The following is a 23,575-nucleotide window of genomic DNA, read 5'->3' on the forward strand; positions in this document are numbered from 1 at the left end:
TTTTAAATTTTATCTATTGAAAAAACACCATAAACGTAAGACCGATTAACGTCAGGATTCCTGGATTTTTAAGTTTTTTGTTTTTCATTTGGTTTACCTCCTAAAGTGATTGATCTCTTTTGGTTGTCTTAATCATATCAATCAAAAAAGGAGTTGTAAGGATTTGTGTGAGGTTATTTAACATAAAACATGTATTTGAAATATATGTTTAAACTTTCTCTATAAAGTAATCGGGAGGTGCCAGGCACCTCCCGATTTGGCACCTACTCGACATTCACAGGAATTTTCAATTCATTAATTCTCGATCCGTCTTTGGCACTTTCTTCAAAGAGGATCACTCTCCCTGAATAATCAGTTTTGTCATCAAGGTCAATGATGATCTCAAATTCTCCCCATCCAGGAGCACCTTCCGTCGCTGTTGTGAACCCTTCATCTAGGATATAATGTCCATCTTCAAATTCATATAATATAGTCGCTTCATATACCCGGGCTAATCCGCGTACAACGATACGGTCTTTCACTTCGGTGTCTGGGGCCGGTTCATAAATTCGGAAAGCTACGTTTTGCAATACGATCTCACGCGAATCTTTTTCATCAATCCATAGGTAGCTTTCAGGGTCGTTTGCTTCGATTGGGTCACCAATATAAAGATGCCCGAGCAATGTTTCAACAACTCTTCCCTCCACTAAAAGTTGAGTCCGATCAAATCCGAATTGCTTCATAATCATCGCAACTTGTTCCGCAAACATTAATTCGCCAGTTGAACCTAAGCTACTTTCCTGAATCTCTTTTGAAAAACTCACATGTGCAATGCCATCAACTTCTTCCACATATTCGATGATTACTTCTGAATCAACTAATCCTGTTAATTCTTCATGGTCAGGTCCATTGACCCAAGCTTCTAGTGCTAACTTTGCCAGTTGATCTCCTTTTCTTACATCAACGTCTTTTTCGATACGATACGTCTCCATTAAGTCATTATCAGAGAAGTAGAGAACGACTTGATGTGTTTCAACCGTTACGTCAGGTGTTGGAGATAAATTCGTTTCATCAACAGGTTGCTCATCTTGTTCCGTAGGGTCTTCCTGTTCCGTAGGATCTTCTTGTTCCACCTGTTCGTTCTGCTCCTCTTGACCTGGTTCAATCGTTGCATCAGAATCAGTTGGATCTTGAGCACAAGCGGATAAAATAACGAGGCAACCTAACATGCTCATCATCATAAGCGTCAACTTTTTTTTCATTGTGATATCCCCCTTGAAATTTTTTAACATACCGTTACTTCGTGCTTGCTTGATCTAGCTTACTTATACTATAGTCACCTTTTGTATCATGGAAATATAAGAAATGTAACATTTTTGTTACTTACGTTTTTTCGAAAAACAAGTGTATGCATGTTCCTTGTTTCTCTACTGTCTCAATGTCAATCCTCCCCTTATGCATCTCAACCATTTGCTTGACAATCGTTAATCCTAACCCACTGCCTTCTTGATTCCAGGCCGTTGCATCATTGGAACGGTAAAAGGGTTCAAAAATGTGAGGAAGATCTTCTTTCGAAATACCCATTCCTTGGTCGCATACACTGATTTTATTTTCATCTCGTTCCCTTTTGATGCTAATGTTCACGGATTTCCCTTGAGGAGAGTAGCGAATCGCATTGGAAACTACGTTATCAAGTCCGCGCAGAAACAATGCTCGATCGACATAGATAGTAATTGGATCAAGTTCAAACTCTAAAGTTATTTGTTTGGCTTCGGCAATATGTTGAAAGGACTGCTTTAAATGATGCTGTATGTCCCCGGCAACGAGTGTTACTTTTCCGAGAGGTTTATCCCATATCCGATTCATTTGTAATAATTGATCAACCATTTGTTTCATTTTTTGAACTTGGAAGGATAGGTCCTGTACAAACTCACGATACGTTTCTTCATTCTCACGTACATATGGCAGATTCTCAAGAATAAGCTGCATCGTTGCCAAAGGCGTTTTTAATTCATGTGAGGAAGTGCTTAAAAACCGTCGTTGTCGTTCATCATATAGGTTTAATTCTTCAACCATATTCTGTGTAGCATCAATTAATTCTTTAATTTCATCACGCCGCCGATGTTTCAAGGAAAACGTACGTTTTTGCGGGGTGATTTTCTTTAATTGAGAAATCATTTGACGGATTGGTTTTGAAAACCAGGTCGAGACAAAATAGGATATAAAAAAGAAAGCAATCACAGCGATAAACAGCGTTTGGACCATCCAGTTCTGGAAGGATTTTAATTCAGCATACAGTTGGTCAGCTTCTTGAATTACTAATAAATAACCTTCACTTTCTGCCGACTGAAAGGGGAGCAACGTATGTTGAACATAGCCGAAAGAGTCTGTTTCAGAAAAGAGAGAAGCCGGGACCATGTCTTGAGCTAATATCGTTAAATGTAAAGTTGTGTTTGGTTTAAGTTGCCCAAAACTATCTGCATAAACTTTTTTGTCATCGTCCAATAGAATCAATCTGCTGTTCAACCGTTCGCTGTATGTTCGAAGATAACCGATACTACGGTTGGGTGAATAGGGATAGGTGTCTTTTACTTGATTTAGAACGGGAGAGCTTTGAGCAATCGATATTTGTTCATACCCTATTTGTAAACGTTGTTCATACGTCGTTGATACAACCATGTATACGGCAAGGCAGACAACAATAAAAAGACAAGAAAAAATGAGCCATAATTGATAGTGGATTTTCATGACTTTCCTCTGAACCGGTACCCCATTCCTCTTACAGCATGAAAGTACTTCTTACCTGAGGCCTCCAGTAATTTTTTTCGTAATCGACTAATCGTAACATCTACGGTTCGTTCACTGTACTCTAGTGAACCGCCCCAAACCTGTTCATATAAAAGTTCCCGTGAATAAACATTATCCGGTTTCTTCATTAAAATTTCCATCAACTTATACTCATTGGCTGTAAGAGCAATGGATTGCTCTTTGAATAGAATCAGTAGCTTTTCACGGTCCAGTTTAAGCCCCTCATAGTGAAGCCACTGCTTCTCACGTCGATCATGACTCGTTGTTTCATTTCTTCTTAATAATGCATGAATTCTAGCCAATAATTCTCGTTGGTCAAACGGTTTCACGAGATAATCATCTGCGCCAAGCTCTAAGCCGATGATCTTATCTAAAATTTCACCTTTGGCCGTAAGCATCATGATAGGCACATTTGATTGTTGTCGGATTTGTTTACAAAGTTCTAACCCGTCTTTCTTCGGTAACGTCCAATCTAATAAAATAAGATCATATGCTTTCGATGTATAGGCTGCCCATCCCGCTTCTCCGTCATATTCTATATCTACATGATAGCCTTCTCGTTCTAGAAAAAAAGCAATATTTTTAGCTAAAATCCGTTCGTCCTCGACGAGTAAAAAATACTTCATTCTATTTCCCCCTCTTACTTACATTATGCCTAATGTTGGAGCATATTTATATCAAGGTTTGCTATTTTAAGTAAAAAGTGGGTACCCTCTTGTGTGCATAGTTGCCAAAACTCGCTCACGTGACTCTTTTACAGATCATCAGGCAAGCCAACGTGATGATATAACTCCTTCGGATCTATCACCTAAACTTTTACTTGAACAAAGTAGCCATCCCAAACCCGAGTGAAGCCATTGCCAACTTCTTAAACACGCTCTAAAAAGGCAGCTGACCAAGTAAATTTCACACAAAAAAGAAGTAACAACCCAACTCTCTTTAGTAAGAGCGACGGGCGGTTCCTTCTTTTTATCGGTAACTATTTACAACAAGTGTGATTATCGATGCATTTGCAACAAATATTGTAACAACCAATGTACCTAATTGAAATAGCCTAATCATTGCTTCATATCTCACCATTTTTAACACTATCTATCTTGTTTTCCCGCCTTACTTTAACAATCTGCCGTGCCGGGGGACAGGTTCGAATATTCCGTTTAAGATTTTTCCATTGGCCATTCTTCGCCTGCTGGAACATCATGGAGTGCCCATACAACACCTTCTACTCCACGAATTTGACCAATGTGTTTCAAAGAACACTGTCATTCCCTTCACCAAACCATCTAAACACCATTTTCATTGCTAACCACTCCATCTTTTTTCTGCAAAATTCACATTAAATAATTGGATGACTTCAGAAAATTTATCCGTCTGAAGGCGCGATCCTACAATTGTAACTTCCTTCTTTGTAATCGGAAGTTGCGAGATATTAGAAGGAAGCTAACCGACAATCTGAAAAAAGGGTCAGACCCCCGTACTTTTGCGATTGGGGTCTGACCCTTTTTAATTCTTATTAATATGCGCTTCCCATTCTCCATACATTCATTTTCTTCACTTCAGACTCTCCTTCTGTAAATAATTCTAAATAGAGAGAATCGTCTCTTGATGGATAGACGCGTGTCGTTAAACTGTTTACGCCATTAATATAAGCTTCAACCATGGAGCGGTCAAGAAAGATACGGAGGCGTAAAAGGTCGTCTTCAAACTCAACCTTTCCTCCTTGAATTCCTTTTTCCACATTATCTGAAAGACTAGAGTGCTCCCGATCGACATTCATCATTTGTTCGTCAAAATCATAGAATAGGAGCGTTTCTTCCTCTTGATCTGGTGATTGACGAACTTTTATCCCGACTTTTCGAGCCTCTTTTCTTTCAATTTCTAATTCAATTTCAAGCATGTCTCCACTGAGGTCTGCTATTTGTTGGTTCACGTCATCTATGGTAGAAGGGGTATCGAGTGCATAAAGGTGTTCTTCTCTTAAACGTTCTACTTCCTGAACAGGTTCCACTCCTAAACGGTGATCGTCACGAAGCGAAAGGACGATTGGTAAACCAGCATTGTGAGCCCATCCGGCATTGTACCTACTTTCTTCGGTTCTTCTATCCTGTGCAATCGAAAAAACAATGGCTCGGCCTTCCTCATCGACCATTCCACTTGGTCCTGTAAAGTGTTCGCCGACATCTAGCAACTGAGGATCCTCTTGATCAGGGATAAACTGATAGGTCTCATCATCCCACGAGCCGATCCAATACCAGACGTATTTCACCGCATATTCACTATCGCCGTCAAACCATGGATTAATGAGAAAAACATATTTTTCTTCACCGCTATCGTTTTCCCCAATTGGTAATAGAACGGGAAGCTCCCACACATCACCCGTTTCCGGATAGTTGAAGACATTCCCGATCATAAGAGGATGCTCATAATGCCAATCGATTAAGTTATCTGATGTGTAAACGAGCGCCGTTCCGCCAACTGACTCCTCGCCGTCTTTTATTCCTGAACCAACAAGTTGGACCCATTTATCTCCAGATTTAAAGACAAACGGATCTCTAAATTGACCATGCCAAACGGTTCCTTTCTCCGTTTGAATGTGTTCTTCTTGAATCGTTACGGGTTCTGGGTGCTTGATCCAATCAACTAAATCATAATTGTGATCATCTAAAAACGTACTTCTTGCTAGACCCGTCATTTGATTTGGCGTCATGCTATCATTTCCTGCGGTAAAAAATAGAGCAGGTTTGCCTTCATCATCGATAATCGAATCGCCAGACCATACACCATCAGGGTCGACTTGATCTGCTTCAGGGGCTAAGGCAATGGGTAAGTCTCTCCAGTGAATTAGATCATCACTGACTGCATGTCCCCAGTGAATCCCGCCCCAATAAGGACCAGCTGGATTAAACTGATAAAATAAATGGTACTGTCCGTTAAAATATAGCGGGGCATGCGGTTCGTTCATCCAATGCTCTGGGGGTGTAAAATGGTACTGGGGTCGATGACGATCCCCTTCATATCTGCTTCTGTCCCAGGCAAGTTCCGAACTAGGGTCAGGAAGCTCTTCAGCAAAGAATTGATCAAAACTCTCCACAATGATATGGGGTTCAAGTGCTGTTTGATAAAGTTTCACCTCATCAATTAATCCATTAAACATACTCGCATCAAATGTATCACTTATTTTAGCAGGGTCATTATTTTTTCCGATTCGAAGTTCTTGATCGGGTAAGGCGACCTGAGTATGAGGCGGAACCTCTAGATGGCCTGCTTGTTCGCCATTACGATAAAGGACGACTTCGTTTCTCTCTTGAGAAAAAACAGCAACAAGATGGGACCATTCATTTCGAGGAAGTTTAAATTCCTCACCTGCCCATACTTCTAACCATTCCTCGCCTGTCCCAAATTGGAACGACCATGTTCCATGACGAAACACGCCTAAATGAAAGCCTTGATTCTCCTCTTGGTTATGATAACTAACAATCGAAGAGAGTTTTCCTTCATTTCCCCACTCAAACGCACGAGGCGCGACCCAAGCTTCTAGTGTCAGCGCATCTTTTGGGATATCGAGTGTCGATCCATCAGCTGACACCCATGTCGAATAGCCGTCAAACAGCAAAGCGTGCCCAGAAATCCCTTGTTTCCAAAGGGGATCGCTGTTTGGTTTATCTGCCGCTTCATTAAAGACATAATGAATGTTATGTTCTTGATTGGTACGTGCTTCAACAGTCGTCGTACCTGTTCCTTCATCAAATTTCCATAAGGCAGCCACATCCTCTAAAGACTCATCTACGTCTTGAGATTCATCAAGAGGCTCCTCTTCAACTTGCTCTTGCTCGTCATCTGAATCACTTGTAGCAAACCAGATGATTAGCGCTATAACAATTATAAAAAAGATTACGAGATAACGTTTCATGTTGCTCCTCACTTTCCTATTGATTCAATGAAATAGATGAAACAGCCTCTCATTTTAATCATGAGAGGCTGACTCATTATCATTATCTGATTACACCTTGTCCTAACTCTGTCACAATATGCGAACGGTCACGATTCAATGCAATTTTTAAAGATGGTGCGGGCATTCCACCAAAATGTTCAAATTGAAACTCATGAGATTGGTGACCAACGTCTGCAATTGATAAGTCTCCTAAATCGGAAAAGTGTACAAAGCTAATCACCGTTCCATTAGGTAAAACTAACCATGAATAAGCTTGATATGGATTATCTTCAGGGTTAGCAATGACTAAGCCACTTCCATTTAACGGTTCATAACCTCCAAATAAATCGTCTGAAACAAATCCATATAGCCCTTCTGGACCTGTAATTCCTGGAGCAAATTTGTCAAAATGCGTGTCTGTGAATAGGTAATAGTTATTTCCTTTTACAATAATATGTGGTCTTTCAAGTTCTTGATTGACACAATTCGCTTCTAGTAATGGCGGGAGCAATTCAAATTCCGTATAGTCTTCATTGCTAGCCTTTGCGATCCCGATGCTTCCATTAAATAATACGGATACTTCTGGAACATCGTGGTTTTCAGCGAATTCAGGTGAACCGCTGTGTTCTGGCAAGCAAGAACGGTCAGCAGGCGCTCCGCTAGAATTTCCTTCAAAGACAATGTACTCTTCACCAGACTTAGGGTCTTTAAAGAATTCAGGGTCACGGAAAGCATAAGCAATATCGCCTTGACTTCCTTGTTCTTGAGTTTGATAGTATTCTCCGTCTGCTTCAAGGATAATTTGATGATCAGACCAATTTTTAAACGAGATTCCTTTTTTAGAGGCAACTACATCAGCGGAAGCTTTTGCAAAGCGCTGCTCATACGTAATACGTTCCTGTCCTTTACGTCCAGTAGCTGTATAGAAAAAGTGAAGTTGATCATCTTCGTCAATCATAGCTGATCCTGCCCATTGTCTTGAACCTAATGCTTTCCCTTCTTCAAAAACAGGACCTCCACTAATCCAATCTTTTCCGTTTTTCGAGTAGAAATAACGAATTTCGGCAATATCATGGACTTGACCAGGCAGTACATGGCTTGGAGCTGAAAGAGCAAAAATGATTTTATAGCCGTTCACAACAGCGACAGAGCCATCTTTATCTTTAAGAGGCCATGTATCCCAAGTATGATAGCCTTCATCTAACTTTTCTAATTCATCCATGTTAATAACCGGAGCCGTGTTACGATCATTTAGTTCGATATTCGTTACGTGTTCTCGCGTCCAATTGGACACCGTATAATCGTTAGCTGCGCCTACTGTTGCCAGTGGTGAAAGGATGGCAGATAGTCCGATAATCGTAGTCGCTAATAACAAACTTCTTTTCTTCTTTTTCATTTTCTTACCTCCTAGTTTTTTAGTATTTCGCTAAGCTGATTAACGTGAAAGAGAGTTATACCTTTATTTCCTCTTACTGAGTATTTACCGTAAGGATCTACCGTAAGGACCGAAAGGTTTGATTTCTCCAGCTTCCATTTCTTTCACGATCTTTGTTTTGTCACCGTTAAAGGATACCTTCAGCGTCGGTGCAAAAGTTCCACCAAATTGAACCTGACCATTCTCGTCTAAAGGTTCATTAATGAAGCTGATGACCTGACCATCGGGCGCAGCCCACCAAGAATAAGCTTGAAACGGTTTTTCCGCTGGATTGGCAACAACCAGACCAGTGCCGTTGACCGGCTTATAATCTGTACGCAAGCTTCCCTCGCCGACAAATCCGTACAATCCATCCGGACCGCTCAAGCCTGGGGCAAACGTAAATTCGTGACTGATCGTAAGCAGGTAGTAAGTGTCGCCTTTTACCACAACATGCGGACGTTCCAACTGATGGTTGACCCCAACCGACTCAAGAAGTGGTGGCAATAATTCCAGTTCAGTTACGTCGTCATCAAGCACTTTCGCAATCCCGATATTGCCGTTGTAAAATTTCGCATGATCCAAAACGGTATGAGTTTCACGGTATTCTTTATCACCGATATTTTCCGGTTTCAAATCACTTCTATTGGTGCCTGCCTGACCTTCCCAAATAATGTATTCTTCGCCTGTATTCGGATCTTTGAAGAAAAACGGATCGCGGAACCCAGTGATGATATTTCCGTGCTCTTGGAACTGTTCGATCGTTTCATAATGATGGCCGTCTGCTTCAAGAAGGATTTGGTGATCACCTTCATTCGTCAGATGCACTCCATTTTTGTCTGCACTGATATCAAATGTCGTCTTAGCGAGACGTTGCTCAGCTCTTTGCACCCATCCGTCTTTATTAAATTCTTTACCGCCATTGGCATTCATATCAGTGGTTGCCGTATAGAAGAAATGCACTTTTCCTTTCTCGTCCAACATAGCAGAACCAGCCCATTGCATGTGTCCTAACGCGTTGTCATAGTCGTATGGAATTCCGGCGTAAGTCCAATCCTTGCCGTTTTTAGAGTAGAACATACCGATTCTTGCTTCAGTATGACGGTCATGCCAAGTATAAGTACGCGGTGCAACCAATGCGAATGCAATTCTGTAGCCTTTCACGTTCGAAAGTGAACCGTCTCTATTCTGGAGGGGCCACGTATCCCAAACCCACACATCCGGAGCTACGTCTTCAAAGTCCATATCGATGATTGGGGCTGTCGTCTCTTCCGTCAGAGCCACTTTCTCAGCTTGCTGTCTGGACCAAGCCGACGTGTAATCATCCTCAATATCCCATTTAGAGTTCGCTGCAACGGTAGCAGTCATCAGACTGCTCGCTAAAATTGCAGCACACAAAACTAACTTTCCTGCCTTTTTGCAAGTTTTCATTTTCATTTGTTTTTTCCTCCCTTGAATTGATGAATATTTTTTCTTTTACAAATTAAATTATAATGAAATCTACCTTTTTGAAATACGGTTTAGATTGAGGATAATTTAGTCTTAAATTGATGCTATATGATATCTTTTGGAAGGACTTTGGAATAATGAATGTTATATCATTCACTTCACATCGAACCGACACCCAGTGATCAGCACGAATTTAGTATCGCGTTAGATAAGGACGTTACAAATGTTGGATCGAAGGAAACCCGCACCAATGGACTATAACGAGTTATATAAGAAGGATGGTATTAACCTAAGACTTTACGCCATGAACTGGTTCTACCTATGGCAAATTGTGAGACATCTAGGTCGACGAAACATAATACTCGCTCTCAAATAATCGCTACCTTTTCAATAGGGTACACCCTAATGAAATAAAAATAGACTGAACGGCAAAAACCAACCAGTCTATAAATAATTATCTTATTCCACTAAAGCGCCCGATGACTAAAAGGTAACAATGCACAATGGCGCTCAGTAAAAAAACTGAACGCCATTGCTTGTCCTTCTCGTTTATTCCTAACTCCGATAAGTCTTGCTATCCATCAGTGGGGGTTGAAGAATAACCCACTGATGTAAGTCTCACCTTATTTAAAAACCCCTTGCTTCTTTTCATGAAGGATTTTTGTTTCATTACGTGTGATCGATATTTTTAATGAAGGTGCCAGCATTCCACCGAAATGGTCCATTTGATATTCTGGTGATTGCTCGCCAATTTCATAAATATCTTTACCATCCACATCAACATAATTGACAAAACTGATGACAGTGCCATTCGACATAACCATCCAAGAATAGGCTTGATACGGATTATCGGTTGGATTCGCGATTACTAACCCGCTTTCATTCAAAGGTTGATAGCCTCCAAAAAGTGAGTCTGAAGTAAACCCGTATAACCCTTCCGGTGCATGAAGGCCGGAGGCGAATTTCTCACTGTGGGTCTTTACAAAAAGATAATAGTTGTTTCCTTTAACCATGACACTTGGTCTCTCCAGTTCATCGTTTACATAGTTCGCTTCCAACAATGGTGGCAGCAATTTAAATTTAGTCAAACCTTGATTCGTTGCTTTGGCAATGCCAACACTGCCATTGAACGCTTTTGATCCATCAGGGATAACATGGTTTTGACGAAATGCTGTGGAACCAATATATTCATGTTTATATGATCTGTCTTCAAGCTTCCCAGCAGAATTTCCTTCAAACAAAAGATATTCTTCCCCAGTCTTTGGATCCAGGAAAAAATACGGGTCACGGAATGCATATGACGATTCTACTGGACCTGTTTGTTCATTTGTTTGATAATATTCTCCATCAGCTTCAAGAATCATTTCATGTGTTGACCAACCTTCAAATGTCACACTTGTGTTCGTTGTTTTTATATTTGCCGTTGCGGTTGCTATTCGCTGATCATAGCTTAATTGAGTTTCACCTTTCTTACCTGTTGCGGTGTAAAAAATTTGTAATTTCCCATCTTTGTGAACAATCGAAGATCCAGCCCATTGTCTTGAGCCTAATGCTTCTCCATCTTTGAAAACAGGGCCGCCGGATTCCCAGCTCTTACCGTCCTTTGAAAAGAAATAATGAATTTCAGCTGTATCATGTCGCTTACCAGGAAGGACATCATTAGGCACTGACAAAGCAAAAATAATTTTAAAGCCATTTACGACAGCTGGATGGCCATTCTTTTCTTGCAATGGCCAAGTATCCCAAATATAAGAGTCTGATGTGATTTGAATAAGCTCGTCTTTATTAATAGTAGGTGCAGTATTATGAGCATTCATTGAAAGATTACTAACATCTTCACGAGTCCAATTATAAGGATCAATATTTTCTTTGGCAGATACACCTGCGCTTACAATAGGAGCGAATATAGCAGAAAGTCCTATCATTGCTGCTAAAAATAATTTGCCCTTTTTATCTCTTTTGCTTTCCATTTATGTTTCCCCCTAAATAGACTACTTATTCTTCAATAGATCATAGGCTAATACTTACTTTAAAATGAACAGAATGGTATAGCCCTTCTGGACCTTCAAGTCCCAGAGCGTACTTATTAATGTGAGTGTTGGAAAACAGATAGTACTTATCGTCCTTCACAATAATATGCGGACGCTCCAACTCATCGTTCACACAGTTAGCTTCGTGTCTGCGCCCTCGGCCTGAACAGAAAGATATGCAGAAACAATTTTTTCACTCTTACCTCCTTTCTTTTTGCTTGTTTACATATTAAATTATAATTAAAATCTACCTTTTTGAAATACGGTTTAGATTGAGGATAACTTAGTCTTAAATTGATACTGTCTGATATCTTATGGAAGGACTTTGGAATAATGAATGTTATATCATTCACTTCACATCGAACCGACACCCAGTGATCAGCACGAATTTAGTATCGCATTAGATAAGGACGTCACAAATTGGTATACATTCGAAGCGTTCGATCGAAGGAAACCCGCACAAATGGACTGTAACGAGTTATATAAGAAGGATGGTATTACTGCTGCTTTCCGTTTACACTCGGACAAAAAAAAATAGAAAGAACACTGGCTAGAGCAGACAGTGGTACTCTTTCTACTTTTTCTCTTCAGGTTGGACTTACCTAGCCGGTGGATGTACTGACTCTGTTTTGGATGACTATATCATAAGGTAAATCATATATTGATTGTAAATTAATCTTAAATTGATATAGGACTATATCTAATGTTCTATAGGACTATTCCATGTGTCGGAGCAGGCTGCAAAAAACGCCGCATGGGTGTCGAAGAAATGGATCGATAAGGAGGATCACCTCTGCGGGATGATAAATTATTTCCTCGCAGCCTTCTCCCACGACTTCTGCAACTCTTGCAGCAATTGATCATGATTAAGCTGTTTACCTACATAAGCTTGCATGGCAAGCCCGAACTCATGGTCGAACACATCCCTTGCTCCCCCAGGGTATTTAAACCAGTTAAAGGACAACGTCTTCTCATCTTTGGCGTAACGGATAATATCGTCTGCGAGCGGTCCTAAATTGTTTGTCTCAATATTTTTAAAAGCCGGAATAAATTTGAATTGTTCCGTCATAAATTGTGTTCCTTGTTCTGAAGAAACCATCCAGTTTAAAAATTTCTTTGCTTCTTTCTTCTTCTCCGGGTTCGTTTGTTTATTCACAACCCAGTAATTGGGTACACCGACCGCTAAGGCATCGTTTTTAGGATCGTCATTAATCGGGATTGGCAGAAATCCGATGTTCATATTTGGCGTTTGTTGATCTACCATTGGTTGAATCCAGTTCCCTTGCTGAATCATTGCTGCATTCCCAGTGGCAAACAGGCTCACTTCCATGTTGTAATCCGTAGTCAACGGATTCTCATTTCCATATCTAATCGTTACATCCAACAATCCGACCAGATCTTTGAATTTTTGATTGCGTTCAATTTCTTGCGTTCCGTCATTCAGGCCTTTAATAAAGGCATCCGGATCTTCCTGGTGCGCAAAGGCAATATTTAAAAGATGACCCAATTTCCACTTTTCATAATATCCGATTGCAAAAGGCATGATGCCTGATGCTTCCAATTTTTCTGCTGCTGCTATTAATTCAGTAAGCGTTTTTGGCAACGTTTCAATGCCTGCCTCTTTAAATAAATCTTTATTATAAATGAATCCGTACCCTTCAAGGTTTATAGGCATTCCGTAAATTTTGTCATCGATTTTCATTGATGTCAGCGCTTCTTCAAACACATTCTCAACCCAAGGTTGATCAGAAAGATCTTCCAAATATTTACTCCATAGTTTGGCCTCTTCATCACCACCGTTAGTAAATATATCAGGACCTTTTCCGGCAGCTAACTGTGCTATTAAATCGCTACGGTCATCGACCCCTCCGCCTACGGTACGAACGGTAATATCCACACCCTGATTTTCCATTTCATAAGCCAGAATCATCTCTTCGAACTGTGTGGAAATTTCGACTTTCCGATTCCACACTTCCAACGTGATCTTCTCATCTGCACTTATCGTTTCCGTTTTCACTATTTCATTGTCAGCCTCACAAGCGACAAGGGACATGATGAGCTGACCGGCCAAAAACATTTGCAAAATCTTTTTTTCCATTGTTTCCCCCTCAGGTAAATGTAACTATTTATGAATACGTCTTATTATAAAGGCCGAAAAATTAATTATCTACATTTTCTGTTTTGCCGTTTCCTCTCGTGATTCCGGTACTCGGTCGGTGTCATACCAACCATTTTTTTGAATAGCTTTGAAAAGAAGTTTCCGTCCTGATATCCAAGCTTTATTGAAATCGAGTTCATCTTCTCGTCCGTTTGAACTAACCACTGTTTCGCTTGTTCAATTCTTAGTTGAGTGACGTATTCTGACAGGGTCACTCCTTTTTCTTGTTTGAATCTTCTTGAGATATGTTCGCGACTCAAGAAAAAACGGTTGGACAGTTTTTCCAAACTCAACTCTTCTCTATAATACTTGTCTACATAAGCGAGAATGTCATGCATGCGCAAAGCATCATCCACATTGGTCAATCGGTGGATAGATCTGAAATTTTGGGCGGCCATTTCTCTTTGCGCAGATTGAAAAGACGTAGGTAGTTCTTCCAATGATATCAATGAAACTTCACTAACAAGACGAATAGGGATATCAAAGTGATGACTAATCCATTCTTCTACCGCTAACCATTGGCCATGTACAGTAATAACCACACAGAGATTATGGTCGTTCAGAAGCGCAAATGCATTCCCCCACTCTCGATCACAAAGCTCATTAGCCAACAACTGAATATAAGAATCGGAATCGTGCATTTCGTAAAAGGAAATTAAAGTAAGATCGTATCCATCAGCTTGCGGAAGACATGAGGCAATTTGTTCAGCGTCAAAAGGTTCGCTGTTACAAGCTGCAGTCACCACTCGGTTCATACGCAAACTTTTGACATCTTCATAGAATCCCGACTCTTTGTTACGGCGTTCCTCCTCTTCATTATCCCAAGCATTCACAGCTCCGAACAATGCTTCATTTAGCGCTTCAGCTTCAATCGGTTTCAACAAATAATCGAAGCTCCTGTACTGAATCGCTTTACGCATGAATGAATAGTCGTCACACACCGTGACCAAAATCACTTTACCCGGATAAGATATAGTATCTAACCACTCGATTAATTCAATACCGCTCATTTCGGGCATTTTTACGTCTGTAAAAATGATTTCCGGGGATTCCCGTTCGATCAACCTTTTTGCCTCTTTGCCATTGTTTGCTTCCAAAACAGTCGTAATCCCGTATTTTTCCCACTGTCCCAAAGCACGAATGACATCCCGTACATTGAATTCATCATCCACCAACAGAGCTTTCATGTGTTTCATCCTCCTTTGCAAGTAATGGAATCATAAGCCGCACGGAAAACCCTTGCCCACGCTTCGTATCTAGTTCAATTCCTGCTCTCGGTCCATAATTTAGAACTAATCGGTCATGAATATTTTTCAGACCGATATGTTCGTGTGAATCGGTTCCTTCATCTCCAGGCGTATAAATTTTTTCCCTTAACCTCTTTAGCTCTACATCCGTTATACTGGGTCCATTATTTTCTACAACCAGATATAAATGTTCTTCTCGTATTTCTCCATAAATGTGCAAATGAGCATCATAAACCCCCTCCTCATAACAGTGTTTAAAGAAATTTTCAACGAGCGGCTGTAGAATCATACTTGGAACGATAATATCAAGAATAGTCTCGTCTATATCAATAGAGTAGCTTAACCTGGTTCGAAAACGCTCCATTTGAAGTTCCAAATATGCTTTTATATAATCCACTTCACTTCGAACCGTCACCCATTGATCTGCACGAATTGAGTATCGCATCATTCTAGAGAGAGACGTCACATATTTATATACATCCGGAGAATTGGACCTTAAAGCAACCGCACCAATGGACTGTAATGAATTATATAAAAAGTGCGGATTAACCTGAGACTTTAGAGCCTTGAACTGGTTTTTCCTATTCTCAATCTCCAGTTTATATTCACGTTCAATGTGAAGATTAATCCGGTCCATCATCCCCTTTATATGCTTTTCCAGATGGCCGATTTCGTCTTCCCTTTGATCATCAAACGGCACGTCCACGTCCATATTCTCGCCTTCAATTCTCCGTACTTTCCTGCTAAGGAGTTTGATTGGACGAGTAATCTTGTAAGAAATAATGACTACCATTAATAAGCCCAAAAATACCACTCCCACACCGACAATGATATTTGTACGGGCCGTTTGTCTCACCTCATTGAATAAGAACTCACTCGGGGTTATCTTAACTAATTTCCATTGTTTTAACGGCTCCGACAACGTTTTGGACAAGATAATATCACCATCATCAGAATAGATATCCTCCTTATTTATCTGCGACTGTAAATCAGCAGGGATAGGTTTTCCGATCAAGTCTTGATCACCTGCGTATATGATAAAACCATCCGAATCAATTACAAATACCGATTCATCCCCACCCTGAATGAGACGGTCACTTATGCGAGCATATTCATCCATATCGATATCAATCGTGATGATGCCAAGTAATTCGTTTGACAGGACATCTACGACTTTATGATGAATAGTCAAAACCATCGTTTTGTCCGACTGGGGAATGATCGCCGCATCGTTATAATTCTCAATCTGATGCGGCGGCTCAATCATAAAATTCTGGTCAGAGTTTACCAGATTCTGAATAGAATTCAATAAATCCGGTTGATGCTTACGGGTACTTATCATCGCATTATAAACAGTAATCGAGTTTTTTTCTTTAGCAATATAATACCGAACTTGACGGATTTCTCTTCGCATCAAATAAAAAGTTTTCAGGGCTTTTTCAATTGCCAATGGATTTGAATAAGTCGAATTTTCAAAATTATTATTTGAAATTCGAAATAAATCAGGATTTCGATACAAAATATACGGAAGTTGGATCATGTCATGAAAGTATTGTTCCAGATGATCAGACACCTCTTGCATTTGATCGTGACTGCTTGCAAGCTCATACTGCTCCACATTCTTCTTCGTATACCCATAAATCAAAAGTACAGATAAAAAATACGGGAAGATGATAAAAATAATAAGCATGATCAATAGGCGACTTTGAATGCTTTTCACAAGAATGATGCTCCTTTCGCTCAGAAGCGATTGCCTTGTATTTTGCAATCCCTACTTGCTAACGCTACTAGCTCGCTAAGACTCTATCTAACTCTTACATCTGGATGTATCGTTTTAGACAAGGTATTACAACTTCAAAGTTTTGACCTAACCAATATCCGGAAGTCATATCTACAAAAGCTACACCCGTACTAAATTGTGCTCGAATACCCCAAACAAAATACGACAAAAACCGAGCGGTGCCAGGCACCCCTTAGTCAAGGAATTGTTCAAATTCCTGTTTGCAAAGCGGTTTACTAAATAAATAGCCTTGCATGTGATAGCACTCATTTTTTACTAACAACTCTTTTTGATATTCTTTCTCTACCCCTTCTGCTATTACATGTAAATTGAGACTGCGTGCAAGATTTATGATCGCCTCGACAATGGCAGAATTACCATGATCTTCTCTAATGTCTTGAATAAATGATCGATCTATTTTCAGGCAATTAATTGGCAATGTTCGTAAGTAACTTAACGAAGAATACCCTGTTCCAAAATCGTCAATCGAAATAGAAATTCCGTATTGTTGTAAATCTTTTAACGCTTTTATTGTTTCTTTCGAATTAAAAAGTAACGTACTTTCTGTAATTTCTATTTCAAAATAGTTTGCTGCTAATTGACAGTCGGAAAGTATTTCTTTCACCTGTTTGACTAAGGAAGCGGGATCTTGAAATTGCTTCGCTGAAAAGTTAACAGCAAGATGTAACGGTTCTACTCGATTTTCATTCCATTTCTTCACCTGGAAACAAGCTTCCTTCATCGCTATTTCCCACAAAGAATGAATAAGCCCTGTTTCCTCTGCAATGGAAATAAATGTCTCTGGTGATACGAGTCCAAGTTCCTCATCGGTCCATCTTAGCAATGCTTCTACTCCTGTAAGTACATCCGCGCGAGCATCGATTTTTGGCTGATAATAGACTTCAATCTTTTTATGTTTAATCGCTTTTCTCAAACGTGCTTCGATACGAAGTTTCTTATTCTTTTCTTTGTTTATTTCCTCATTATATATAATAACCTTATTGCCGCCTTGTTTCTTCGCCGCATACATAGCCCCATCAGCATATATCATCAGATCATCCAGGTTTTCCTCATGTTTTGAATACATGCTTATGCCACAACTAGCACTTACAATCACTTCATTTCCATCTAGTAAATAAGGTTGGTTGATGGTCGTTATAATTGTATCAGCTATAGCCTTGATTTCTTCTTCCTCAAGTTCGCTACATAAAATAACAAATTCATCCCCACCCTGTCTAGTGAGAACACTATTCCCACTAGACAGACCGTTCTTAATCCGCTCAGAAATAAGAATTAATAATTGATCCCCTTTGGCATGCCCTAAGGTGTCGTTCACATCTTTAAATCGATCGATATCAATAAATAATACAGCAACAGTCTCTCCTGTTTTCTTGCTACGTTCCATTCTCTGATGTAACTCTTCTTGAAAGTACCTTCTATTTAGTAACCCTGTAAGTGGATCATGAGAAGCTTGAAATTGAATAACTTCCTTGCTCTGTTTTAAATCAGCAACATAGCACTGCAAAGACTTTGATAACGCATTGACATTTTGCGCAAGATGACCTAATTCATCTTTTCGTTTCAACTCAATACTTTCTCCAAAATTCCCTTGAGCAATCGCATTTACCTTTTCTACAATATAATCAATCGGTCTTGTAATCGAACGTGAAAAAATAAAACTTGTAAGTAACACAATCAATATAAACGGGATCGATAAAAGGATGTGCTGCCATAATTCTTTATCAAGTTCTTTCTGAATTAAGCTATAATCGTAGGTTAGACCGATCACATAAGGTTCCTGCGTGTCTGTATTAATAGGAACGAGTGTTTTTGTCACAAATTCCCCATTTATTTCTTCCGTATAGCTCTGTGATTCCCCTGTTTTAACAGCTGTTTGTACCAATTTCACATCTACTGGTTTGTTTCCATATTCATAAGTACCATACCAGATCGGTTGATCAACGATCCGAATAAAGCTGTTTCCGTTTAAATGCACCATTTCAGTCTCTTGACCAAAGTTTTTCGGATTAAACACAGTCAGTTCAAGGACACCCTCAAGTTTATTCGTGAAACGTTCCATGACATTAGCTGGTCCAAAACGCTTCTCATATTCTAGTACCTGGTTGTCACGAAGATAAGGGTTGATGATATAATTCGTCGATTCATCATAATAATAACCCCATTTATCGGTATGGTCAGGATTACTGGAAGCCACCTCAATGGGACCTGTCCAATAGTTTGGCAGAGCTAATCCTTCTTCAACGGTAACAGGCGACAAACTGAATAGCTGTCTGAATGCATCGTACCAAAATAGCCATTCTTTTGTTGAGATATTAATCTCATGTGGATCAGAGGATTTTACACCTATGATGTCGTCCTCCGTTTGAGCCAATAATGTAATATGAGAGATCATAAGCTCATCAGCCAGCACTCTTAATTGTTCGTTTGTCACCTCTTCATGGTTTGCAGGCAAGGCGTTTCTTATCGCAATAGAAGCCGTTCGTAACTCTTTCCCCATCATATCTTCTACATAGAGAGCACCATTTATTGATTTTCCCACCAGATACGATACTTCCTGGGTAATCAATTCTATTTCTCTTTCATTGAAATCTATTAGTTTCTCTTTCGACCGCATATAGTGTAATGTACTATTCGCTATTAAAATACATAATACCAACGAGGTAAAAAGTAACGGTAGTTTCTTTTTTATTGACACAGTGATACCTCCTAATACAGAAAACAGGCTAGTTTTATAAAATCGTCCTGTTTCTTCTGAATGTGTCATGAATCGCAATATAATGAGTTTAGTAATAGTTGAGTTTAAGAACGAAAATATTATAGCACAATCTATGTACTTAAAATTGAATTATTAAAAACACAATAGATTAGGAGAAAACGAGTTTGCTATAATTTGAGTGTAACTACAAAGCAGGTGGCGGCTGAACTCCCTTTGAAAGGGGGTGAGGCAGATGACGACATACGAGGCATTTAGTTTAATGGTATACAAAAAGAACTAGCCATTCTGCCTCTTAATCCAAACGCTTTATATTTAAGGCACGTCTAAAAAACCCTACATAATTCCCCCTCATTCAGAATAGGATTTGATACAACCCTAGAAGAGCTGAGGAGGAATTCCAATGCGAAGGCAGAAATCGCCATTCATCATCATAATTCCATTCACCTTACTTGTGATGGTCGTACTCATTTTTACCCTAATCCCCTCTGAGACCCAACAAGCAAGAAAAATCGTAAATAAATTTTATAGTTATGAGCAGAAAGCTAACTTTGATTCCTCTTGGGAACTATTTCATGCAAAAATGAAAAACAAGTTTTCTAAATCAGCATACATGCAAGATAGAGTGCATACGTTTATGGGACATTTTGGCGCAGATACATTTACCTATTCAATAACGAAACCAAAAAAGGTCAACAGCTGGAAAATGACGAAGGAAGATGAGCCAATGGAAGTATATGAGGTAGTTGTAACAAAAGATTTTAAAGGGAAATATGGTCACTTTACCTTTTCTCAATATGTCTATGTGTCGCTAGATGAAGATGAGCCTAGTATTCTTTGGGATTATAAGGAATCCTAAGTATTAACGGTTCTCCTATTGGGGTTGGTAACCATAGTTACTTGAAATTCCTTGCACCTAATCCGTAATTAAATACTCAACGATATATTCAGTCCAAACCTCATGCCCGGCAGTATTCGGTCTTCCTATCTAAATACTTCTTTATGAATCGTTTCGTGATGGCTATTTACATACTGAAACAGTCGTCATTAATGATATATTCGTGAAAACAGATGACAAAATAACGGTCACAGCCATTATTACAACACATGCAGACTCCTGGTTGAAGAGAGTATTTCTCCTCTCACAAACATTTTACTTATATTTCGACAATTCTGGGGAAGTGGCAGGCACTGCTGCCCAAAACATTTGAAAGTAGTAAGGAATGGGCATTTCTAACTTTTTTATTTTCGAAATAATTTCTTTCATAAATCTGATAAATTCTACGTACTCTTCTGATGTCATCCCTGAATCGAGGGCTTCACTTACAATCTGGTCCCAATCAGATGTAGAATTGGTTTGCGAGCGTTCCATGTCTTTTTTCACGCAACTTTTATCACCCGTGTTAATAACCATATATATTCACCTTCACTTTCAATAAATTTATATCCTTCTATTATATATCTATACGTAGGTACACTTTTTTTTAGGGGGGGACCAGAAAAAAATCTTAGATTTTCTATTTCATTCGACCCGTTACAGATTTATTACTGAAAATCCTAAATTCAACAATTAGTAGTCAGATGGTACAGAAACGGTATTTTATCATGCTGAACAAGGCTAGTGCGGTCTGAGGACATGATACGGAATTTAACAATTAGTAGTCGACAAATTTCGGGTGGATCCAGGCACGCATAAGAAAAGCCCTAAGCAATGCTTAGGACTTTTAACTTAATGACTGTTAGGACTTAACATATGGCTTTAAACATGCGGCAATTTCCTCAACAAGTTGCTTTGAATTTGCACTAGCTGACTCCGTCCCTTTTTTATAAGCCTCTTCTAAAATTTGTACCAAACGTTGTTGTGTTAATATTTCGACTTCTTTCACCAAATCCATTTCTTCCTTCTCACCACCCGCAAAATACTACTTCTAATTTATTTAACATCTAGGCACCTTCACTATTTAAAAATTATTTAACAGTGACACTACACTAATTTCTAAGTCATTTACATATAGTACCACTCTCAAACACTAAATTGAAACAAGTATTGCTCGACAAAAATCGAGTGAAGGTGTTGCCAGACACTGTCTGATTGATAAGTAGCTTGAGAAACGTTATTTCCTTAAAAAGTCAGTTCCCCACTCTTTTCAATATTCATTCCACGACCGATAACGGTTTTCTCGCCCGCTAGCGAAGGGCTGATAAGTAAAATGCAGAAGGAAGGGTGAGGTGACACCTACCGAAACGGAAACAGAATCCGTTATTTGCTAAAAATCATAGGAAAATGATTGTCTGCTCCAAGCGGGGGAACCCACAAAACCTAGCATAATCCTCTCACCTTACGCATAACTATTTAATAAAATTCTAATAGAATCCATTTAAATGAGGTGTTGAGTCAATGGTACTCCTTGCGCAAAAAGAGGTAGAAGCGGCCATGGGCAATTTGAATGAAGAGCAAATCTACTTTCTGACATACCGAATGAAAATTAAAAAGAAGAGCCGCTGGTTACAAGTACTAGCAAACTACAAAGGAATTGACATAGACGAAAAAATGAGCAACCAAGACATCGAAGAAAAAATCAAGGATTGGGTTTTGGTTGATATTTTGGATGGAGGATATAAAAAACGGCCTTATAAGTGCGACTGCGGTCAATCTCTTCGCTTCCAATACATCATCCAAAACAAAAAGGAGGGGACAGTACGACAGTTAGGAGAGAATTGTTTTGAAAACTACCTCTCCCTCCCTTCTTCTGTCATTAAAGATGTGAAAAACGGAATGTATGCCATTGATCTAGAAAGAGATGAAATTCTAATTAAGTATAAAAAGAATTTATTTTACCCTTTAGCTTCTTATATGCATTTATCTCTCCCTCAAGATATCATCGACCAATATGAAGCAGGGCTACCGCTATCCGATAACCAGATTAAATTGGTCGAGCGGATTAACGCACGCTATGAGGAAGAAAAGAAATTATCGTTTCTGTTTCAACGATTAAATATCAATCAACAACAGTTTGTTTCAAAAATGAACCAGGAGGACCGGAGAGAATTGCTCCTATCCATTGAAGATGGATGTGCAGAAGGCTTTTTTCCAGATGAGGAAATCTTGGAATACGAGGAAACCACTCAAAGACAAATCCAACTGCACCTCCCTCTTCTTGAACGGCAAAAGCAAGAAGTAAGAGAATGGAAATTGGCAAAGGACAGACAGGAACAATTACATTCTTTGACTCCTGAACAACGAGAATTCATTCTCTCTTTTAGCAAAGAAGATCAAGCTGCCTTGTTAGATACGGTTCAAAAACCACTTTATTATTCCATTGAAAGCATTAAGAACCTTCCACTAGAAACACGTATAAAAAAACAGGTCGAGTTGAATTTACCTCTGTTAAAAGAACAGATTTATCAGATAAACGTAGCGCAAAACCGACTCCAAAATCTTTCCTGACCCTCGGCGCGCTAATCGGGAGGTGCCTAATCGGGAGGTGCCTGGCACCTCCCGAACTATATTTAGTAGGAAAGTATTGAATGAATTACGTTATATCGCCAGGCGATACAAAACTAAAAAAAGATCTGTTCAGGAGGGCACTGAAAAAGGTTGCTTTTTACCTTTTTCAGTGCCCTCTCTGTTCAGCCCCTTTTCTAAAGAGATTGCCACTTGTATCGAGTAACGCTCACCCTGTCTGTCTATCTACTCTTTCTTTTTGTTGATACACATGGTCTTTAGCTGTATCGGCTTGGGAGGTAAACGTATCGCGTGACGCTATAAGCGCTTCGATGTCAGGTGATACAAGCAGCCATTATTAAAACCCTCATATCCTTCTGCCAAAGATTGACCATGCTTTCGAACCGTTTGTTTTCATGCCCGACCATCCTTTTATCTATGGTGGTTTTCACAGGCGTGCCTGTCCATTTACAATATCGGTCAATAGTTTTTGATCGACCTTCCATTGTCTTAGCTATCCTCACAAAAATTATTTCACGGGAAATACATGATACGACAAATTTCTTTTTATCGTAGAAGCAATGCCTTATGACAACGTAA

General features: G+C 39.5%; 16 protein-coding genes and 2 pseudogenes. 2 read left to right on the forward strand and 16 right to left on the reverse strand.

What is annotated here, in order from left to right; genetic code table 11:
• Positions 1 to 263 precede the first annotated feature (263 nt).
• The 14 genes and pseudogenes from SAZ04_RS12290 to SAZ04_RS12355 form a co-directional block, all read right to left on the reverse strand.
• Entirely contained in the window at positions 264 to 1,241 is a 978-nt protein-coding gene (locus tag SAZ04_RS12290; protein ID WP_332695503.1) for a Gmad2 immunoglobulin-like domain-containing protein, read from the reverse strand.
• Positions 1,242 to 1,362: 121 nt separating this feature from the next.
• On the reverse strand, positions 1,363 to 2,727 hold the full coding sequence (locus SAZ04_RS12295) for a sensor histidine kinase (RefSeq protein ID WP_332695505.1): 1,365 nt from the start codon (positions 2,725 to 2,727) through the stop codon (positions 1,363 to 1,365).
• Positions 2,724 to 3,413, reverse strand: coding sequence for a response regulator transcription factor (locus SAZ04_RS12300; protein WP_332695507.1), 690 nt, complete (start codon positions 3,411 to 3,413; stop codon positions 2,724 to 2,726). The genes SAZ04_RS12295 and SAZ04_RS12300 overlap by 4 nt, the downstream gene beginning before the upstream one ends.
• 537 nt (positions 3,414 to 3,950) lie before the next feature.
• Positions 3,951 to 4,087, reverse strand: a pseudogene (locus SAZ04_RS12305) (mannonate dehydratase); the annotation flags it as partial.
• A gap of 35 nt (positions 4,088 to 4,122) precedes the next feature.
• Positions 4,123 to 4,221, reverse strand: a pseudogene (locus SAZ04_RS12310) (alcohol dehydrogenase); the annotation flags it as partial.
• Positions 4,222 to 4,300: 79 nt separating this feature from the next.
• Positions 4,301 to 6,697 carry a GH32 C-terminal domain-containing protein gene (locus SAZ04_RS12315; RefSeq protein ID WP_332695509.1) on the reverse strand — a complete coding sequence of 799 codons (2,397 nt, stop codon included), beginning with the start codon at positions 6,695 to 6,697 and terminating at the stop codon, positions 4,301 to 4,303.
• Positions 6,698 to 6,779: 82 nt separating this feature from the next.
• Positions 6,780 to 8,114, reverse strand: coding sequence for a glycoside hydrolase family 68 protein (locus SAZ04_RS12320; RefSeq protein ID WP_332695511.1), 1,335 nt, complete (start codon positions 8,112 to 8,114; stop codon positions 6,780 to 6,782).
• 84 nt (positions 8,115 to 8,198) lie between these two features.
• Positions 8,199 to 9,569 carry a glycoside hydrolase family 68 protein gene (locus SAZ04_RS12325; protein ID WP_332695513.1) on the reverse strand — a complete coding sequence of 457 codons (1,371 nt, stop codon included), beginning with the start codon at positions 9,567 to 9,569 and terminating at the stop codon, positions 8,199 to 8,201.
• 635 nt (positions 9,570 to 10,204) lie between these two features.
• Entirely contained in the window at positions 10,205 to 11,551 is a 1,347-nt protein-coding gene (locus SAZ04_RS12330) for a glycoside hydrolase family 68 protein (protein WP_332695515.1), read from the reverse strand.
• Positions 11,552 to 11,591: 40 nt separating this feature from the next.
• The gene (locus SAZ04_RS12335; protein WP_332695517.1) at positions 11,592 to 11,744 is read right to left on the reverse strand and encodes a glycoside hydrolase family 68 protein; all 153 of its coding nucleotides are present in this window, start codon (positions 11,742 to 11,744) and stop codon (positions 11,592 to 11,594) included.
• 675 nt (positions 11,745 to 12,419) lie between these two features.
• A complete protein-coding gene (locus tag SAZ04_RS12340; protein WP_332695518.1) occupies positions 12,420 to 13,709 on the reverse strand; it encodes an ABC transporter substrate-binding protein in 1,290 nt (429 codons plus the stop codon).
• Positions 13,710 to 13,774: 65 nt separating this feature from the next.
• A complete protein-coding gene (locus SAZ04_RS12345; protein WP_332695520.1) occupies positions 13,775 to 14,956 on the reverse strand; it encodes a response regulator transcription factor in 1,182 nt (393 codons plus the stop codon).
• Positions 14,934 to 16,736: a cache domain-containing sensor histidine kinase gene (locus SAZ04_RS12350; RefSeq protein ID WP_332695522.1), complete on the reverse strand. Its 1,803-nt coding sequence runs from the start codon at positions 16,734 to 16,736 to the stop codon at positions 14,934 to 14,936. Before SAZ04_RS12350 ends, SAZ04_RS12345 begins: the two co-directional genes overlap by 23 nt.
• A gap of 253 nt (positions 16,737 to 16,989) precedes the next feature.
• On the reverse strand, positions 16,990 to 19,512 hold the full coding sequence (locus SAZ04_RS12355; RefSeq protein ID WP_332695524.1) for a bifunctional diguanylate cyclase/phosphodiesterase: 2,523 nt from the start codon (positions 19,510 to 19,512) through the stop codon (positions 16,990 to 16,992).
• A gap of 421 nt (positions 19,513 to 19,933) precedes the next feature.
• Between SAZ04_RS12355 and SAZ04_RS12360 the strand changes: the two genes are divergently transcribed.
• Positions 19,934 to 20,389 (forward strand): hypothetical protein, encoded by a 456-nt coding sequence (locus SAZ04_RS12360; RefSeq protein ID WP_332695526.1) that lies wholly within the window; start codon positions 19,934 to 19,936, stop codon positions 20,387 to 20,389.
• A 294-nt stretch (positions 20,390 to 20,683) separates the two neighbouring features.
• On the opposite strand, the gene SAZ04_RS12365 is transcribed toward SAZ04_RS12360, so the two are convergent.
• Together SAZ04_RS12365 and SAZ04_RS12370 are read right to left on the reverse strand one after the other, a co-directional pair.
• On the reverse strand, positions 20,684 to 20,944 hold the full coding sequence (locus SAZ04_RS12365; RefSeq protein WP_332695528.1) for a hypothetical protein: 261 nt from the start codon (positions 20,942 to 20,944) through the stop codon (positions 20,684 to 20,686).
• A 325-nt stretch (positions 20,945 to 21,269) separates the two neighbouring features.
• Positions 21,270 to 21,425: a YwzD family small protein gene (locus SAZ04_RS12370; protein ID WP_332695530.1), complete on the reverse strand. Its 156-nt coding sequence runs from the start codon at positions 21,423 to 21,425 to the stop codon at positions 21,270 to 21,272.
• Positions 21,426 to 21,928: 503 nt separating this feature from the next.
• Here SAZ04_RS12370 and SAZ04_RS12375 point away from each other — a divergent pair.
• On the forward strand, positions 21,929 to 22,978 hold the full coding sequence (locus tag SAZ04_RS12375) for a hypothetical protein (protein WP_332695532.1): 1,050 nt from the start codon (positions 21,929 to 21,931) through the stop codon (positions 22,976 to 22,978).
• Positions 22,979 to 23,575: the final 597 nt, after the last annotated feature.

This window comes from Halalkalibacter lacteus (assembly GCF_036663595.1).
Taxonomy (GTDB): Bacteria; Bacillota; Bacilli; order Bacillales; family Bacillaceae_D; genus Halalkalibacter; species Halalkalibacter lacteus.

Excerpts from the sequence above, each read along its gene's own strand:
- SAZ04_RS12365 (WP_332695528.1), bottom strand. The coding sequence starts at position 20,944 with ATGGTTATTAACACGGGTGATAAAAGTTGCGTGAAAAAAGACATGGAA.
- SAZ04_RS12375 (WP_332695532.1), top strand. The coding sequence starts at position 21,929 with ATGGTACTCCTTGCGCAAAAAGAGGTAGAAGCGGCCATGGGCAATTTG.
- SAZ04_RS12320 (WP_332695511.1), bottom strand. The coding sequence starts at position 8,114 with ATGAAAAAGAAGAAAAGAAGTTTGTTATTAGCGACTACGATTATCGGA.
- SAZ04_RS12295 (WP_332695505.1), bottom strand. The coding sequence starts at position 2,727 with ATGAAAATCCACTATCAATTATGGCTCATTTTTTCTTGTCTTTTTATT.
- SAZ04_RS12325 (WP_332695513.1), bottom strand. The coding sequence starts at position 9,569 with ATGAAAATGAAAACTTGCAAAAAGGCAGGAAAGTTAGTTTTGTGTGCT.
- SAZ04_RS12345 (WP_332695520.1), bottom strand. The coding sequence starts at position 14,956 with ATGAAAGCTCTGTTGGTGGATGATGAATTCAATGTACGGGATGTCATT.
- SAZ04_RS12340 (WP_332695518.1), bottom strand. The coding sequence starts at position 13,709 with ATGGAAAAAAAGATTTTGCAAATGTTTTTGGCCGGTCAGCTCATCATG.
- SAZ04_RS12290 (WP_332695503.1), bottom strand. The coding sequence starts at position 1,241 with ATGAAAAAAAAGTTGACGCTTATGATGATGAGCATGTTAGGTTGCCTC.
- SAZ04_RS12315 (WP_332695509.1), bottom strand. The coding sequence starts at position 6,697 with ATGAAACGTTATCTCGTAATCTTTTTTATAATTGTTATAGCGCTAATC.
- SAZ04_RS12370 (WP_332695530.1), bottom strand. The coding sequence starts at position 21,425 with ATGGATTTGGTGAAAGAAGTCGAAATATTAACACAACAACGTTTGGTA.
- SAZ04_RS12300 (WP_332695507.1), bottom strand. The coding sequence starts at position 3,413 with ATGAAGTATTTTTTACTCGTCGAGGACGAACGGATTTTAGCTAAAAAT.
- SAZ04_RS12330 (WP_332695515.1), bottom strand. The coding sequence starts at position 11,551 with ATGGAAAGCAAAAGAGATAAAAAGGGCAAATTATTTTTAGCAGCAATG.
- SAZ04_RS12360 (WP_332695526.1), top strand. The coding sequence starts at position 19,934 with ATGCGAAGGCAGAAATCGCCATTCATCATCATAATTCCATTCACCTTA.